This is a genomic window from Sphingobacteriaceae bacterium GW460-11-11-14-LB5 (assembly GCA_002151545.1).
Lineage (GTDB): Bacteria > Bacteroidota > Bacteroidia > Sphingobacteriales > Sphingobacteriaceae > Pedobacter.
In genome coordinates this window covers 130,412-147,643 of sequence record CP021237.1, presented here as the reverse complement: position 1 = coordinate 147,643, position 17,232 = coordinate 130,412, and the positions used below count along the sequence as shown (strand labels likewise).

Genomic DNA, 17,232 nt, shown 5'->3' with positions numbered 1-17,232 from the left:
TCAATCCATTTGACCATGAGCTATTGACTTTCTAACCATAAGCTATTTTACAACAACATCCTACCTCTTCCATTTCACCTCTCCCATCCTCCATCCTACCTCTCCCATCTTACATATGGATAAATGGCCTAATTTTTACAATCCCCTTAAATAAAAAGCCTTACCTTTACATAGTGTAATTTTAACACTAAGTACGCTATGAACAAGAACTTGCTCCCACTCACTTTAGGCGGTTTAGGCATCGGCATAACAGAATTTGTGATGATGGGTTTGTTACCCGATATCTCTAAAGATTTAGCCGTAACCATTCCACAAGCCGGACATTTAATTTCAGCTTACGCTTTGGGCGTGGTTATCGGTGCCCCGTTATTGATTATGATTGCGGGTAAATATCCACCAAAAATGATATTGATTGCTTTGATGATCATGTTTACGGTTTTCAATGCTTTTTCAGCATTTGCCCCAACTTTCGATACCCTGTTTATTGCCCGATTGCTTTCAGGCTTACCACATGGTGCATTTTTCGGCGTGGGCTCGGTAGTGGCCAGCAGAATCGCCGAAAAAGGGAAAGCGGCTCAGGCCGTATCGCTCATGTTTATGGGCTTAACCATCGCCAATATTGTCGGCGTACCGCTGGGCACCTTTATTGGTCACAATTTCTCCTGGCGCATATCTTTTGCTGTTGTGGTATTTGTTGGTCTGGTTACTTTATTAAGTTTAAAGTTATGGTTACCTGCTTTAGAAGCCACTAAAAACCGCGATTTAAAAGCCGAACTAAGTTTCTTCAAAAAAAGAGAAGCATGGATCATCATTTTTATGATTTCAATCGGAACCGGTGGTTTATTCACCTGGTACAGTTATATCGCCCCGTTAATGACTGACGTTGCTGGTTTTTCGCCAAATGCAGTAACCTATATATTAATGTTAGCGGGTATTGGTATGTTATGTGGCAATTATATCGGTGGTATACTGGCCGATAAATTTTCGCCGGCAAAGGCATCTGCAGCCTTGTTATTAACTATGGTGATTACCCTAACCATTGTGCACTTCGTATCGGCAAGTCAGCCCTTAGCTTTAATTATGACTTTTGTTACCGGCGCTGTCTCTTTTGCGCTGGCTGCTCCTATACAGATGTTAATGATCCAGAGCGCCAAAGGTTCCGAAATGCTGGCGGCCTCGGCCAGTCAGGCGAGTTTTAATATCGGTAATGCCCTGGGTGCTTTCTTCGGTGGACTTCCGTTAGTATATGGCTTCGATTATACTTCGCCAGCCTATGTTGGTGCCGCAATGGCTTTGGTTGGTGCTTTCTTTGCATTTTGGCTGATCAAAAGTAACCAGGGGCTAACCGAACAGGTTAAAGTACCCGCTGCTTCTTTTCACTAAAAATATTCGTCATTGCGAACGAAGCGGTATTTTGTGATGGGAGTGAAGCAATTTATAATATTGCATTTTTTTTGGAAAACATAGGTTAGTGCAAGAAAAAATTGTCAGTCCTGCTGTCCGCTTATCCCGATGAAAAATCGGGACCGCTCCCATCAGGTTTAAAATGAAGGGTCATACCGTTAATTAAAAACCCAGTGCGCCATTTTTGAATGAGTGAATGAGAAAATATAATCATTCGCTCATTCGAAACTCCATCATTCAATAATCACTTCACTCTATCTCTCAAACGCCCAAAGGTAGCGCCCACCGAGAAGCCACAAAAGCTATTCGCGCTATTGAGATTGGCACTTATTCCAAGGGTTAACGCTGCAGCCCTCCCAACCAAAAAACTGGTCCTTACTTCTATCGGAATGCCAAGAGTTCGGGTGGTAACAACTTCATAAACATCATGATCAAACAGGCAAAACATAGACTTGCAGGTATTGTACAAAAATGCGCCTCTTGATATCTGTTCCGTAAATGCCAGCCCTGCACCAAGCTTGATGTTGATATAGCGTTCGAAACTATAACTTTTGCCTACTATAATCCCAACATCAGAAATACTGGGATTAGGCTTATCTCCAAAAAGCTCGAATTCTGAAATACCCGATGATTTAAAAGCAATGTAATTGGTTTTACGCTGCAAATAAAGATGAAGCTCACCATAACCACCATCTTCGGTTCCTTTACCTCCGCTCAAAGCTATACCATAGTAAAATTTATGATTTTTGTGTAAGGTGTCTTGTTGCGCTGACGCAGCTGTAAACCCTAACAAACAAAAGCATATCAATAAATATTTCATAACGTTCAATTTAGATGAGTATGAGGACTATGCGGCAGCTCCCATTCTTTTAAGCAGCTTTAAATGAGATTTTATCCCGCCGAAATAACTGGTACAATTGGGTTTTACACCACTTTCATTTAACATTTCGTACAATATTTTACTGATCTGCGGGTAGTATACATGGTGATAATGCGGAAATAAATGGTGGGCAATATGATTGTTAAAACCACCTAAAATAAAGTTCGCCGTTTTACTAAAAGGATGCATATCGTTTGAGCTCTTAATCTGGTTCATTAACCAGGAAGCATTGATGTAACCCTCCGCATCTGCTTTCGGATATTGCGTTTCCTCTACATGATGGGTCATAAAAAACGTGAATAACAAAAATAGCGATTGACTTAAATGCATCATCAAAAAACCAAACATAACTAAGTACCATGGCTGAGCCGAAAAAAGCATGGGCAATACCACTAATAAACTGATGTAGACTAATTTCTGAAGCGCAAAAGACAGGTAATACTTAAAACTCTTTTTAACGGCAAAGCCATCATTGCTAAAAAGAATGACAAAATCTTTAATAAAAATCCAGAACAACGAATAAGTAGTATAAGCCAATGGCGCATACAAATGCTGATAAGCATGGAACCAATAATGTTTACTATCAGGCACCACACGGATCAGCTTTGATATTTTAAGGTCTGAATCATAATCTTCTACATTTGGTGCGTAATGATGCGAATTAACATGGCGCAGTTTCCAGGCTTCGGCATGCGCACCAACCAATGTATAAATAGCCACAAAGCAGATATGGTTTAGCCGCTTACTTTTAAAAATGGTATTGTGCGAAAAATCGTGCGAAAAGTTAAAGGCAAAGAGCAAAGAGATAAAACCATATAGCACAAAACAGCTTATAAAACTCATCGGACCGGTAATTTTATACAAGGTTAGATAGGCAAATACCGTGAGCGAAAAATACACCAGAAACTTAGCGGCAATCATCCTCATAAAAGCAGGTTTATCAATCACCAGCTCCTGCTCTACACGTTTGTATATCGCTTTTAGCAACCGACTATCAGCCGCTACATGAATGTGTTTATCCTTCATATCGCATCGGAATTAAATGTTCACTTTTACCCATCATTTTCAAAAACCTGAAATGCGAGGCCAACGATTCACCGTACGACATTTCCATGTACGTAAGTTTGTGCTTTTTAGCTAATGCCTTAAAAATTGGAATAATGTGAAGGTAATGCACATGGCAAACATTAGGGAGCAGATGGTGTACGGCATGGGCGTTAAAGCCACCCAATGTCCAGTTTAGAAATTTACTTTCTGCATGGTAATCTATAGAAGTAAGCAACTGCAGTTTCGGCCAGCTCATGTTCAATTGATTATCTTCATCGGGTACCGGATGGCTCACATAATCTGATAAGTGTGCAACGCCCAACACCGCCACAAATAACAACGAAATGATAAAATGATTCAGCAGGAATGCCATCAAAACTACTGCCCAGCCGAAAGGCAACAGATAAACTGGCAACACAATCATATAACCTATATACAAGAGTTTATACACCACCAGCTTTATGGCTTCAATGCGGGGAATTTCCACTTTAATCGTCCGGCTCGATAAATTGAACAACAATAGGCTTTCTCTAAAAAAGAACCAGTTAATAGAATAAAAGAGATAGAGAAACGGCGCGTAAATAAACTGATACCGGTGGTACCCTTTTAAAGGCTGCGATTCGGTCATCCTAAACAGGGGATTGTTCAGCACATCAATATCGCTACCTTCTATGTTCGTATATAAATGGTGCGATTCGTTATGGTTTTTACCCCACACATAGGCATTATTGCCCTGCAGATTAAAACTGAGAGAGAACAATAATCGGTTCCAAAACTTGCTTTTAACCGCTACACCATGGGCAGCATCGTGCGAAACATTAAAAGCGGTTAACAAAACAGAAAGCCCCATCAGCAGGTAAAAAACATAAAATGCCAATACTGAATCGCTGGTGATCATTAAAATATAAAACAGGATGTCCAATCCGAAGTATAAGAAAATCTTAAAAAACATCTTCGCGTTCCCGGTTTTCTTCAATCCATTTTGAACAAAATACAGTTCTACCTGCTCATTTAATTCTTTATAGAATGCTGAGCCTTCATCCTTTATAAATCTTAATTTGTTCATGTCGTTATTTATTTAATCCTTTTAAAATGATAAGCAGAATCGTAAGAACGACCTGCCCCTATAAATAGTAAAAGTGCACCAGAACTATCATAAGCATGATTCACGATAAGTCCTCCGTCACTTGCTAAACCAATGCGTGTTTTTTCACTCTTTGAACCCCCTAAAATGTAGGGCACTCCGTGAAATTCCACATATTTATTCCCCAATAGCAACAAGCCTCGTGATTGCAGTTTGGCCGATAAGGTTACGCTATCAACAATCAAATTGTCTTTTTTAAAATGAAAGCTGATTTGGTTATCCTCCATCACCTTTAGATCTACAGTGAGGTTTTCAGAAGGTTTGAAATCGATTTCGCGTTTGCTGATGTATCGATGAAAGCGCTCGGTTGCAGGCTGATTACCAAGCGTTTCGGCTACCCCTTTTTTGGTATAAATCAAATCAGGAAATAACTGGTAGGTACCCGAAAGTTTTGATACTTCATCTTTATCCAGTTTAACCTTATGGCGACTGATGGGCCTGTCAGAGAAAGAAGCACAGCCCGAAAAAAACAGCCAACAAGTAATGATGCAGACAGACTGCTTAAAGTAACGTGGGTTATCATTCAGCCTACTGTAATGGGCATGAGGCTGAATGGAGGTTGAGCTTAGCATATTCATTTGATGTATTTTAAATTGTTAATCAAATCTAAAACACTGAACATTACGCCATTAATCTTAAAGATTACTATAGATCATAAAAATATCCTTTAAAGAAATTTATGAATCTATAATATGATTATAAATTATAATTATTAAATTAACTGTCGACAATAATCCATTCGATTATTAAAAACGTTAAGATTTCATTTATAAATTAATCTTTATGGATAATCAGCAAGCATTATTTTTTCAGGCCATCAAAGCAGCCTTACCTGAATACCAGAACCTGGCGCTGAGTGTAGCCGAAGAGTTAGGAATAAGCACCAATGAAGCCTATAAGAAAATCAGGGGCGACAGCAACCTTACTTTCCAGCAAATCATCAAACTTTCTGATTGTTTTGACGTGCCTTTCCTGTACAGCCCGAAACAATCGTTATCTGTTACTTTTAGCTATTTAAGTGTAAACGAAGATTTAGATATGGTTGGCTATCTGCGGAATTTATTGGATAACATTAAAGCCATCAAGAACAGCCATAAAAAACACATCACCATCACCACTGACGATATTCCTTTATTTCATTTTTTCAAGTATCCCGAACTCACAAGTTTCAAACTCTTCTTTTGGGCAAACAGCGCCAATAATCTAGAGATGCCGTTCAGTTCTTCTTTCCTGTCTGATGAAATTATTAAAATTTCGCAGGAGCTGCATAACACTTACCTGGAAATACCAAGCACCGAAATTTGGTCTAAAGATACCGTAACAGGCACACTTGAACAGATCAGGTATGCATTTGAAGCCGGGCACCTTACAGATACCGAACTGGCCGTGAAAATTGTAGAACAGGTAAGGTATTGCCTGACCGATATGAATATGTATGCAATCAGCAGTAAAAAAACCATCGACCCTAGCCATACTTTTAACTGGTACAACTGCGATGTACTGGGAAGCATCGCTTACCTGGTCGATTTTAAAGACCGTATGGCCTGCTACAACAGGTTTAATACTTTTAACTATTTAAGAACTGAAGACCAGGCCTATTGCAAACAAACTAAACAATGGATGCAGGGCCTGATTATGAAATCGGTTTCTTTTAGCGGGCAGGGAGAAAAACACCGCAATAAATATTTATATAATGCCTTTGCCGAATGCGATAAATTGTTGAGGGAGATTACTAATGGTTAGATCAATAATTAAGCGTTAAACCTGCGCCAAAACCCATATCACTATCGTAGTGCGCAGAAATGCCCATGTATTTCGTGGTAATAAATTTAAGTCCACCCATAAACTCTTTATCACTGTTTACCATAAAACTTGCCCTCAAACGCTTAGAAATGGGTATATCTTCCCGCATTAACTGCAAACGAACATTGCCATCGTGGTACACTTCTGCCTGCGCAATAATCAACATAGGTAAAGTATAGGCAAGCCCCACACTAAACATGGTTCTTTTATCCTTTGTACTTTTTTGGCCAAAAATATTACTTTCCTGTTCGCCAGCCTCCATTTTCCGGTAGCGCCAGTCGAAACCCACAAATGGCATTAACCACTGCATCCGATCTACATAACGGCCAATATGGGTTTCAGTTTCAAAGCCGTGCATTTTATTATAACCTAAGCGCCACTCCGTTCCAAAACTCCAGCGTGTATTTGCCAACATGGCCATACCGTCGTTTCCGTTGCTGGCAAAATCGTTTTCGGCCATAAAATGAAACATCCTGTCATCAGCATAAAGTTTTCGCTGTGCCAGTTTAGGGTACGGAATTTCGGGGTTTAATGGTGAGTTTTCATAACTAAAAATTTTACCCATCCCGCTCATCATGTGGTATAGAATATGGCAGTGAAAAAACCAATCGCCACTTTCAGAAGCGCTAAACTCAATGGTATCGCGCTCCATGGGCATGATATCGAGTACATTTTTTAAAGGCGCATAATCGCCCTGACCATTAATTACCCTAAAATCGTGCCCATGCAGGTGCATAGGATGACGCATCATACTATTGTTATATAAAATGATCCGCAGGTTTTCGCCCTTTTTGATGAGGATTTTATCTTCTTCTGAGATGGTTTTATTGTCCAAAGTCCAAACATAACGGTTCATATTGCCCGTTAACTGAAACTCCATTTGCCGGGTTGGGGCTTTAGGCAAAGTCGTTTTTTCAGGCGAGCGCAACATATCGTAATTTAATGTTGTTATCGGACCTTTCATGCCTTTGTCATTGCCCATATCATGACCCTGGTGTGCATCCGAAACAACCGTATCTCTCCCCGCGTCATCCAGCTCAGCATACATGACCGTATTCATATCCATCACCTGATTCTGCATTTTCATCCCATCCATCTGCACCAGATTGCCGTTCATATCCATCATTTCGTTCATCATTTTCATGCCTTCGAAATACTTCAATTTGGGCAATTTTTGAGCCGGCACTTTCTGCCCGCTGCCCAGCCACAGCGAAGCCGATTTGGTACGATCTTCGGGCGTTACCAAAAACTCGTAACTTTTATTTTCGGGAACAGTTACAATTACATCATAGGTTTCGGAAACGGCAATAATCAGCCGGTCTACCTCTACCGGCGTTACATCGTTACCATCATTAGCCACTACCGTTATTTTACCACCGGCATAAGTGAGCCAAAAATAAGTAGATGCTCCTCCGTTAGCAATACGCAATCTTACTTTATCGCCTGCTTTAAGGTTGTTGGGTACCTGGTACTGATTTTTTCCATTCACCAAAAAGGCTTCATAATATACATCACTCACATCCATGGCGGTCATCCGCTTCAGTTCGTTGGTGAGCTTGGTTTTAAAGTGTCCGCTTTTTATGGCCTCAGCATAACTCTGGGTAGTGCCTTTTTTTATCGCGAACCAATCATTGGCATTATGTAATCTCCTGTCCACTTCGTGGGGCATCATATTGCTCCACTCACTTAAAACAACAGGCACTGTAGGTATAGCCGGTTCTTTTCTTTTATTCAAAATCATCGCACCGTACATTCCAATTTGCTCCTGCAAACCAGAGTGACTATGGTACCAATGCGTACCGTTCTGTATAATAGGGAAACGGTAAACATGGGTCTTATTGGGTTCAATAGGCATTTGGGTTAAATACGGAACGCCATCATACTGATTTGGCAGAAATAACCCGTGCCAATGTAATGAGGTTGACTCTTTAAGTCTATTATGCACATGTATTTCTGCGGTATCGCCCTCTGTAAAGGTTAGCGTGGGCATGGGTATTTGCCCGTTTACCGCTATGGCTCTTTTAGCTTTTCCACCAAAAGTTACGGTTGTATCAGCAATATACAAATCATAACGAACAACCCCTGGCAGTTTGTTGTTACCTACAGTTTCGATATCGCTTGTTTTCTGGGGATTTTTTTTGGGGGCAGCTGCTTTTACCTCGTTGTGCTGATGTTGGCCAAAAGCAAAACTGCTGAGCAAAATACTAAGGCAACAAACTAAAATAAACTTCATTTTGTAGCGTGTGTTTTATTTAAGTACTTCGGCAACCTTACCACAAGTTAACATTTTATTGCCATAATATGGATTCTTTATCGCCTCACCTTCGCTTAACCAATAGCTTTTTTTCATCGGACAATAAGCGTAATAAACAGGCTTATCGTTAAGTTTTATGGCTTTTACCAGTGCATAAAAATCGGTTGATAATGACGTGAAATGATCTCTTTGATGTTCGATATCTTTACTCTCGGCAATGTGCTCGGCATCAAATAATATTTTATCACGCAATGCTTTTGAAGCGTTGGTTTTTTCGCTGGCTTTTATAGCGTTAATTAATACCGTAGCCTTCGTGCCGGCCAAGCCTGCATTACTGCCGATTAAAGCATCTTTAACATCGTAATAGGCTTGAAGCGGACTAACCGCTGCTGCTTTTTCCTGTGCCGATACACTGCCTGCCACCATTAGCGCGATGACATTGATCGTAAATAATTTAAATAACTTTTTCATTTTGTGTTTAAGTTAAATGTTACCAGTATTTTCCCACACCCGGCAGCAACTTGCTTTTTTGCTTTAACTCGCCAAACCGGAACGGGTTTTATTTTTAAACAAAGCTAGCGGCATAGCCTCTCGGGATGTTATACTTTTACCGAAAATGTTTATATAATTATCGCCTACAATCGGGTAATGCGTTTGGCGTTAGGTGGTTGGCGTGAATGAAGTAATTAAGCTTTATTTATGCAATAAATTATCTCCTCATGATAATAAATCGCAGTTTTACCTCTCCCATCTTCCATTACCCTTCATACATTTTCCATCTTACATTTCCCATCTTACATTTTCCATCTTTCCCCTATATTTGCACATGCTTAAAAAAGAACGCTACAAACTTTTTGTAGAACATTTTTCGGCCAAGCAGCCTGATGCAGAAACCGAGTTACATTATCATAATCCCTATCAGCTTTTAGTGGCGGTAATCCTTTCTGCACAATGCACCGATAAAAGGGTAAACATGGTAACCCCTGCACTTTTTCAACGCTTTCCTAATGCCAAAGCTTTAGCCGAAGCTACCCCCGATATTGTTTTCGATTACATCAGAAGCATCAGTTATCCCAACAATAAAGCAAAACACCTGGTGGGCATGGCGAATATTTTGCTTAACGAATTTAATGACGTAGTGCCTTCGGGCATTGATGATTTACAGAAAATGCCTGGTGTGGGTCGCAAAACGGCCAATGTAATTGCCTCGGTAATTTATAACGCCCCGGCAATGGCGGTTGATACCCACGTTTTTCGTGTGGCCAACCGTTTGGGTTTAACCAATGGCAAAACTCCATTGGCGGTTGAAAAAGATCTGGTTAAAAACCTGCCCGAACACGATATCCACATTGCACACCACTGGCTTATTCTGCACGGACGTTATGTTTGTGTAGCCAGGAGCCCTAAATGTGAGGTTTGCGAAATTACCTACATGTGCAGGTACTTCGAACGTTTAACCGCTCAAAACGAAAGAGATAAATTAAAAGCTTAAAAAATTATTTTCACTTTACTATTGACATTAGCTAAAAAACATTTACCTTAGCTAAATATATTAGTATTATAAATATCAACATTTAAGCATATTAGCCGATAATCGATTATATTTACGCAATCAATGAAAAAAGACATGAGCACTGCAAATCCAGATAAATTAAAAGCTTTACAACTTACTTTAGATAAACTAGAGAAATCATACGGTAAAGGTACCATCATGAAACTTGGCGATTCTGCCGTTGAGCCGATAGATTTTATTTCTACCGGATCAATCAGCTTAGATATTGCTTTAGGTATTGGCGGTATTCCAAAAGGCCGTGTAATTGAAATTTATGGACCAGAATCTTCTGGTAAAACAACTTTAGCTACACATATTATTGCCGAAGCACAGAAAAAAGGCGGTATTGCTGCTTTTATCGATGCAGAGCATGCTTTTGATCAGTTTTATGCAAAGAAACTAGGTGTAGATACAGATAACCTTTTAATCTCTCAACCAGATAATGGTGAGCAGGCATTAGAAATTGCCGATAACTTAATCCGTTCGGGTGCTATAGATGTCATTGTAATCGACTCTGTTGCGGCTTTGGTTCCTAAAAGTGAAATTGAAGGCGAAATGGGCGACAGTAAAATGGGTTTACATGCCCGTTTAATGAGTCAGGCATTACGTAAATTAACCGGAACGATTTCTAAAACCGGGTGTTGCTGTATTTTTATTAACCAGTTACGTGATAAAATTGGTGTCATGTTTGGTAACCCTGAAACCACAACAGGTGGTAATGCATTGAAATTTTATGCATCGGTACGTTTAGATATCCGTCGTATTTCGCAGATCAAAGATTCTGATGAAGTTTCCGGTAACCGCGTTAAAGTAAAAATTGTTAAAAATAAAGTGGCCCCTCCTTTCCGTATTGCAGAATTTGATGTGATGTTTGGTGAAGGTATTTCTAAAAACGGTGAGATTATCGACTTAGGTGTTGATTTTGGTATCATCAAAAAAGCAGGATCATGGTTCTCTTACGGAGATACCAAATTAGGACAAGGTAGAGATGCCGTAAAACAATTGTTAAGCGACAATCCTGAACTTGCAGAAGAATTGGAAATTAAAATTAAAGCCGAAGTAACAGGCGATAAACTGGCTGAGAAATAAGCCAGGCTTCAATGCTACAATATTAAAACGCCCTGCTAAAATTATCTTAGCAGGGCGTTTTGCTTTATACGTTATGCTGATTTATTTACAGGCTTTGCTGAATAAGCGCAGCTATTAGTTTTGACTAAAAATGGCGCTAAAATCTTTGGTTACATACACTATAACCAACAGTGCAGCGATTACCAAGGCACCCAGGATAATTACCCCCCAACTCCCTTTCAGTTTGTTTTTATCATTTCTGATTAACCAATATAAAATACCAATCAGCGGTATCGCACAAACAATCCAAAATATTAACGATGCTCCAGTCATATGTATATTTAATTTAATAGTTTTTATTAGTCCGAGGTCGGGTGTCCGAAGTCGGAAGTTTAAGAGCAGATTAATTTTTCAGTTGGCAGTTTTCAGTTTTCAGTCGTCAATCCTTAGCCAAGGAAGACACGGAACTTCATGATGCGTTATTCCAGTGCGGAGTCTAAAGTCCTTAGTCGATTGCACAAATGACCAGTGAACTAATGACCAATGAACCATCCCTTTAAAACTCCATCCGCGCCATTGGCGAAACATCCTGTCCTACAAAATCCTGCTTCAGGTATTTCTGGTAACCTGCTATGGCAATCATGCCCGCATTATCAGTGCAGTATTGAAATGCCGGGATGTATATCTTCCAGCCCAACTCATCGGCTGTTTGTTGCAGGCCATTTCTTAAACCAGAGTTTGCCGAAACACCTCCTGCAATAGCAATTTCATTAATTCCGTATTGTTTTGCTGCTTTCTTTAACTTGTTCAGCAAAATCTGTACAATACTATGTTGAACCGATGCGCAAATATCATCTAAATTTTCGGCAATAAAATGCGGGTTCTCTTTTTCCTGTTTCCTGATAAAATACAGAATAGAAGTTTTAAAACCGCTAAAACTAAAATTCAAATCGGCAATTTGCGGTTCGGCAAATTTAAAGGCAAAAGGATTTCCATGTTGCGCATGTTTATCAATCAGTGGTCCACCCGGATAAGGCAAGGCCAGTAATTTTGCGGTTTTATCAAAAGCTTCACCGGCAGCATCGTCTAACGTTTCGCCTACAATTTCCATATCAAAGTAATCTTTTACCAGCACAATCTGCGTATGTCCGCCCGAAACGGTTAAACAGATAAAAGGGAAACTAGGCTTAGGATCATCAATAAAATGCGCTAAGATGTGCGCATGCATGTGATTGACAGAAATTAAAGGTATATTTAAAGCTAATGCAAAAGATTTTGCGAAAGAAACACCAACCAGTAACGATCCTAAAAGACCAGGACCACGTGTAAAAGCTACGGCATTAATGTCCTGTTTTGTAACTTTAGCATTAATTAAAGCTTGCTGTACGGCAGGCACAATATTTTGTTGATGTACCCTTGAAGCTAATTCAGGTATAACACCACCATAATTTTGATGAATTGTTTGGTTTGCAATAACATTGGCAGTAATTTTGCCGTTGTTACAAATAGCAACGGATGTATCATCGCAAGAAGACTCGATAGCAAGTATAACAGACAAATTATTAATATTTAAGCTGCAAAATTATTAAAAAACTATTTAAAATACTCCTTTGGGTAATCGCATCAATAATCTTGCTGCTTGCGCTTCTTATTTTTTCGCTACAATTTAAGTCCGTTCAAACTTATTTTGCGCAGAAAACTGCTGCGTACTTATCAAAAGAGCTTAAAACCACCGTTTCCATCAAAAGTCTTTACATTAAACCCTTTAAATCTATCGTACTGGAAGATTTATTGATATTGGATTTACAAAAAGACACTTTATTGAGAACCCCGGAGTTCATGGTCGATATTAATCAATTATCCATTGATAAAAAGATTATCGATATCAATACCATTCAAATCAACAACGGGCGGTTTTTCCTAAAGGATTTCAAAGATAAGTCTTCTAACCTCGATTTCATTATAAACTACTTCGATTCTGGTAAACCCACTGTAAAGAAAAAGAAAAGTAAGCCATATGATATCAATATCAGCCGTATTATTTTAAACAAATTTGCCTTCAGGTATAAAAATTACGCAGCAAAAGATACCACTCAGGGCAAAAGTGTAAACTTCGATAATGTTGATGTTAAAGAACTCAGCGGTATTTTTGAAGGGCTCGATACCAAAACACATTTGGTTAAAACCAACATCAAAAACCTGACTTTCAAAGAAAGAAGCGGATTTTACCTGAAAAACCTGACTGCCCAAACCACGATAGACAGTAATGCCATTGAGCTGAAAAACCTGTTGCTCGAAACCAATCAGAGCCGTTTAACCGATTACTACCAAATGCGGTTTAAAAGTTATAAAGACTTTAACCACTATGTAGATAATGTGCGGATGAAAGCCATTTTTAAGGATAGCCACATCACCTCCAGGGATGTTGCTTTCTTTGCGCCTGAGCTGAGCACGATGAAACTCGATCTGGATGTTGATGGCCAGATTACAGGTTTGGTGAATAACCTTAAAGCCAAAAAGCTATCGTTAAGAACCGGAAAAGCCACACACATTAAAGGCGATTTTATTTTAAAAGGGCTGCCGAAATGGAAAGAGACCTTTATGGACCTCAACATTGAAATGGCGGGCACGAATAAAACCGATCTGGATGAAGTGCTGGCTGGCATTACCAACAGCAAGAAAAAAATTGTTCCGGTAATTGTAAACAAATTTGGCAACATTAACTTTAACGGAAGTTTCACCGGTTTCCAGAACGACTTTATTGCCTATGGCGAATTTAAAACCAAACTGGGCCGTATTGTTTCGGATGTGAACATGAAAATCGATAAAAACGATGTTCCTTCTTACACCGGGAACGTAAAAAGTTATGATTTTAACCTGGGTAACCTGATTGATGAAAAAAGCCTTGGCCGCATCAGTTCTTCCCTATATGTTAAAGGCCGTGGCACGGAGCTTAAAGAGTTAACCGAGAAAATAAACGGTGATGTAACCTATATCGATTTTAATGGTTACCGTTACCACAATGTGAAAATTGACGGAACTTTTAACAAAAAGTATTTCGACGGTAAGCTGAGCATTAACGACCGCAATGTGAAACTGGTTTTTGATGGCGGGGTAAACCTGAATCCAAAACTGCCGGTATTTAACTTCAATGCCACGATTTCTAAAGCAAAATTAAAGGCTTTAAAACTGCTGAAAGATTCGTTGCAGGTTGACGCTAAATTTACCACCAATTTCTCGGGTACCAACCTGAACAATATATCAGGCAAATTATTAATTGAAGAAATCAGGCTGCAAAACCCGAAAGGTGTTTACAGTGTCGATTCGGTGCAGTTAATGGCCAACGGTATCGGTACGAGCCGCGTACTCGATATCCGCTCGGACATTTTAGATGCCAGCATTAAAGGTGAATATGATTTAAATTCGATTGTTTCTTATTACAAAGCCATCGCCAAAACCTACATCCCTTCCTTAAAGGCCGATATCATCAAATACAAAAACCAGATTTTTCAGTTTAACCTGAAAGTTAAAAAGTTTGAACCGCTGGCGCAGATATTTGTACCAGGCCTTGAATTAGAAGAAGGTGCAACGGTAACAGGTGATTTCGATTCGCGTAATAATACCGCAACGCTGAATGGTTTTGTGAAGAAACTGAAATACAATGGCATTGTGGTCAACAATATTATCCTCGATGAAAATACCACCACCCAACAGCTTCAACTGATTGTCACCTCCGATCGTGTGCAGATTAACGATAGTTTATTTATTAAAGATGTAAACATTTCCAATATCCTGCGGAACGACAGTCTGGCTTTCAACGTAAAAATGTCGAACGCGGAAGAGGATAATCAGCTCGATTTAAACGGTTTGGTAGAATTTACCAAAAACCAGGATACTACGGCAAGGTTAAGCGTATTACCTTCGATCTTAAAAATTAATAACGAAGAGTGGCGCATCCAGGAGAAAGTACGCATTGTGCTCAACAATGGTAAAACCGAGATCAGTAATTTCGATTTAACCAACGGAAAGCAGCAGGTGATTATTGATGGATTAATTTCTGAAGATCCGAAAGATTTAATTAGTGTTGGTTTTAAAGATTTCAACTTAAAAACCCTGAACCCTTTTACCAAAGGCTTTGGTGTTAAATTGGGTGGAAACCTGAACGGGACAACCGATTTATATGGGGTATTAAAAGCACCCAGGGTAACCGACGATTTAAAAATCGACTCGTTAAACTTTAACGATATCTATATCGGCACCTTAACTGATACCTCATCTTACAGCAACGAGAACAAAAAAATAAACGTATTTACCCGCATCATGGCCGACGGTTCGGAGACTTTTAAACTGACCGGAAATCTGGATCTAAAAGAAAAAGAAATCGACCTTGACGTAAAAATGGACGAAAGCAAGCTCACCATTCTCGAGCCTTTTGTGAAACAACTCGTATCCAATTTAAAAGGAAATATTTCTGCTGATTTAACCGTAAAAGGTAAATTAGAGAAACCGGAAATTAATGGGAGTCTATCGTTAGATAAAGGACAACTGATGGTAAACTACCTTAAAACCACATATGTGATTACCGATAAGGTAGAAATCAATAACAGCGTCATTAAACTCGAAGATTTTGTCCTTAACGATTTGGAAGGCCACGAAGCCACCGCAAATGGTACGGTAGATTTAAACGACATTAACTACCCTACCTTGAACGTTAAGGTAAATGCAAACAGTTTAATGGCCTTAAATACCACCGCGAAAGACAATTCGGTATATTATGGCCGTGCCTACGGTACTGGTGTGTTTACCTTTACTGGTCCTACCAATAAAATGAAGATTGATATTAAGGCGAAAACGGAGAAGGGAACCGTATTTAACCTGCCTTTAAACAGTTCTGAAACCATATCGGACAAAGACTTCATTAATTTTGTAAGCCGCGATTCGACTGTACTGGTGAAGAAAAAAACCAACTTTGATGGTTTAACCTTAACCTTCAAGTTAACCATCGATCCGAATACCACGGCGAATATATTTACTACCCTGGGTAATTTAAGTGGCAAGGGTAATGCCGAGCTGAACTTAAACATCAATAGTTTCGGCGATTTCGAAATGTCGGGCGATTATATCATCGAGACCGGAAGTTTCGACTTTACAGCCCAGGAGGTTATCAATAAAAAATTCGAAATCAGGCAAGGTGGAACCATCCGCTGGACGGGTAACCCTACCGCTGCACAGATCAACTTAAAAGCAGTATATGCATTGAGGGCGAGTTTAAATGACCTTTACAAGGCCGCCAACCGCGATGCCAGCAGTAACGCCAACCAAAGGGTAAATACCGAGGTAGAGATGGGATTAACAGGATTACTGTTAAAACCAGATATCAAACTGGATATCAATTTCCCTGCACAGCCTTCTATTAAAGAAGAACTGCAAACCTATTTAAGCGATCAGAACAACCTGAACTTACAGGCATTCAGTTTGATTATCCGAAGAAGTTTTGCGCCAGGAAATGGCGGCGAATCGATCGGAAACCAGCTCAGTTCTACCGCAACCAGTACCGCTACGGAGTTGGTATTTAACCAGTTTAACAATGTGCTTTCTTCCTTAAACTTAAACTTTGTCGATCTGAACGTACGCTCTTTAAGCGAGGCCAATGCATCGTTTAAATTCTTTAGCGATCGTTTAATTATTAATGCAGGAATTGTAGACCGGAACAGTGTGAACGATTTTACGGTGATCGATTTCTCTAAAGACAATGTAGGCAGAGAGGTTGAGGCACTTTTCTTAATTAAAAAAGATGGAAGTTTAACCGTAAAAGCGGCAAATAAACCACCTACGCAACAAAGTATATTCTTAAACAGCGGGATCAGCTCAACTGCAAACGTAACCTCTTTTGGTTTGGTGTATACCCAGCAGTTTGATACGTTTAAAGAGTTTATTCAGAAAATTTCGGGTGCCTACCGCCGGAACCTGAAAAGGAAACAAAGTCAGGCCCCTGTTAAAACGAATAAATCGATTAATAAGGAAGCGATAATTAATCAGAGCAAAGGGAACCAACGGAGGTAGAAGGGGTTAGAGGTTAG

13 protein-coding genes are annotated in these 17,232 nt (G+C 39.5%); 5 read left to right on the top strand and 8 right to left on the bottom strand.

Annotated elements, in window-relative coordinates; translation table 11 throughout:
* The first annotated feature begins 198 nt into the window (after positions 1-198).
* Positions 199-1,383 carry an MFS transporter gene (locus tag CA265_00645; protein ID ARS38272.1) on the top strand — a complete coding sequence of 395 codons (1,185 nt, stop codon included), beginning with the start codon at positions 199-201 and terminating at the stop codon, positions 1,381-1,383.
* A 265-nt stretch (positions 1,384-1,648) separates the two neighbouring features.
* On the opposite strand, the gene CA265_00640 is transcribed toward CA265_00645, so the two are convergent.
* Genes CA265_00640 through CA265_00625 form a run of 4 tightly spaced genes read right to left on the bottom strand, consistent with a single transcriptional unit; the run spans position 1,649 to position 5,053 of the window.
* The gene (locus CA265_00640; GenBank protein ID ARS38271.1) at positions 1,649-2,197 is read right to left on the bottom strand and encodes a hypothetical protein; all 549 of its coding nucleotides are present in this window, start codon (positions 2,195-2,197) and stop codon (positions 1,649-1,651) included.
* Between the two features lie 54 nt (positions 2,198-2,251).
* Positions 2,252-3,310, bottom strand: a complete 1,059-nt coding sequence (locus CA265_00635) for a hypothetical protein (protein ID ARS38270.1) — start codon at positions 3,308-3,310, stop codon at positions 2,252-2,254.
* A complete protein-coding gene (locus CA265_00630) occupies positions 3,300-4,397 on the bottom strand; it encodes a hypothetical protein (protein ARS38269.1) in 1,098 nt (365 codons plus the stop codon). The genes CA265_00635 and CA265_00630 overlap by 11 nt, the downstream gene beginning before the upstream one ends.
* Positions 4,398-4,405: 8 nt before the next feature.
* Positions 4,406-5,053 (bottom strand): hypothetical protein, encoded by a 648-nt coding sequence (locus CA265_00625; protein ARS38268.1) that lies wholly within the window; start codon positions 5,051-5,053, stop codon positions 4,406-4,408.
* A 205-nt stretch (positions 5,054-5,258) separates the two neighbouring features.
* Between CA265_00625 and CA265_00620 the strand changes: the two genes are divergently transcribed.
* A complete protein-coding gene (locus CA265_00620) occupies positions 5,259-6,218 on the top strand; it encodes a hypothetical protein (GenBank protein ARS38267.1) in 960 nt (319 codons plus the stop codon).
* A gap of 1 nt (position 6,219) precedes the next feature.
* Here the strand turns inward: CA265_00620 and CA265_00615 are convergent, their stop codons facing one another.
* Positions 6,220-8,511 (bottom strand): copper oxidase, encoded by a 2,292-nt coding sequence (locus CA265_00615; protein ID ARS38266.1) that lies wholly within the window; start codon positions 8,509-8,511, stop codon positions 6,220-6,222.
* A gap of 15 nt (positions 8,512-8,526) precedes the next feature.
* Positions 8,527-9,003 carry a hypothetical protein gene (locus CA265_00610; protein ID ARS38265.1) on the bottom strand — a complete coding sequence of 159 codons (477 nt, stop codon included), beginning with the start codon at positions 9,001-9,003 and terminating at the stop codon, positions 8,527-8,529.
* A gap of 355 nt (positions 9,004-9,358) precedes the next feature.
* Here CA265_00610 and CA265_00605 point away from each other — a divergent pair, with 355 nt between their 5' ends.
* Positions 9,359-10,024, top strand: coding sequence for an endonuclease III (locus tag CA265_00605; GenBank protein ID ARS38264.1), 666 nt, complete (start codon positions 9,359-9,361; stop codon positions 10,022-10,024).
* Between the two features lie 135 nt (positions 10,025-10,159).
* Positions 10,160-11,173, top strand: coding sequence for a recombinase RecA (locus CA265_00600; GenBank protein ARS42839.1), 1,014 nt, complete (start codon positions 10,160-10,162; stop codon positions 11,171-11,173).
* 114 nt (positions 11,174-11,287) lie between these two features.
* Here the strand turns inward: CA265_00600 and CA265_00595 are convergent, their stop codons facing one another.
* Positions 11,288-11,485, bottom strand: a complete 198-nt coding sequence (locus CA265_00595; GenBank protein ARS38263.1) for a hypothetical protein — start codon at positions 11,483-11,485, stop codon at positions 11,288-11,290.
* Between the two features lie 223 nt (positions 11,486-11,708).
* Positions 11,709-12,710 (bottom strand): tRNA (adenosine(37)-N6)-threonylcarbamoyltransferase complex transferase subunit TsaD, encoded by a 1,002-nt coding sequence (locus CA265_00590; GenBank protein ID ARS38262.1) that lies wholly within the window; start codon positions 12,708-12,710, stop codon positions 11,709-11,711.
* A 74-nt stretch (positions 12,711-12,784) separates the two neighbouring features.
* Here CA265_00590 and CA265_00585 point away from each other — a divergent pair, with 74 nt between their 5' ends.
* Entirely contained in the window at positions 12,785-17,215 is a 4,431-nt protein-coding gene (locus CA265_00585) for a translocation/assembly module TamB (GenBank protein ARS38261.1), read from the top strand.
* Positions 17,216-17,232: the final 17 nt, after the last annotated feature.

Bases quoted from the DNA above. Each gene is read 5' to 3' on its own strand.
- CA265_00645 (ARS38272.1), top strand. From the start codon at position 199: ATGAACAAGAACTTGCTCCCACTCACTTTAGGCGGTTTAGGCATCGGC.
- CA265_00635 (ARS38270.1), bottom strand. From the start codon at position 3,310: ATGAAGGATAAACACATTCATGTAGCGGCTGATAGTCGGTTGCTAAAA.
- CA265_00630 (ARS38269.1), bottom strand. From the start codon at position 4,397: ATGAACAAATTAAGATTTATAAAGGATGAAGGCTCAGCATTCTATAAA.
- CA265_00625 (ARS38268.1), bottom strand. From the start codon at position 5,053: ATGAATATGCTAAGCTCAACCTCCATTCAGCCTCATGCCCATTACAGT.
- CA265_00620 (ARS38267.1), top strand. From the start codon at position 5,259: ATGGATAATCAGCAAGCATTATTTTTTCAGGCCATCAAAGCAGCCTTA.
- CA265_00615 (ARS38266.1), bottom strand. From the start codon at position 8,511: ATGAAGTTTATTTTAGTTTGTTGCCTTAGTATTTTGCTCAGCAGTTTT.
- CA265_00610 (ARS38265.1), bottom strand. From the start codon at position 9,003: ATGAAAAAGTTATTTAAATTATTTACGATCAATGTCATCGCGCTAATG.
- CA265_00605 (ARS38264.1), top strand. From the start codon at position 9,359: ATGCTTAAAAAAGAACGCTACAAACTTTTTGTAGAACATTTTTCGGCC.
- CA265_00600 (ARS42839.1), top strand. From the start codon at position 10,160: ATGAGCACTGCAAATCCAGATAAATTAAAAGCTTTACAACTTACTTTA.
- CA265_00595 (ARS38263.1), bottom strand. From the start codon at position 11,485: ATGACTGGAGCATCGTTAATATTTTGGATTGTTTGTGCGATACCGCTG.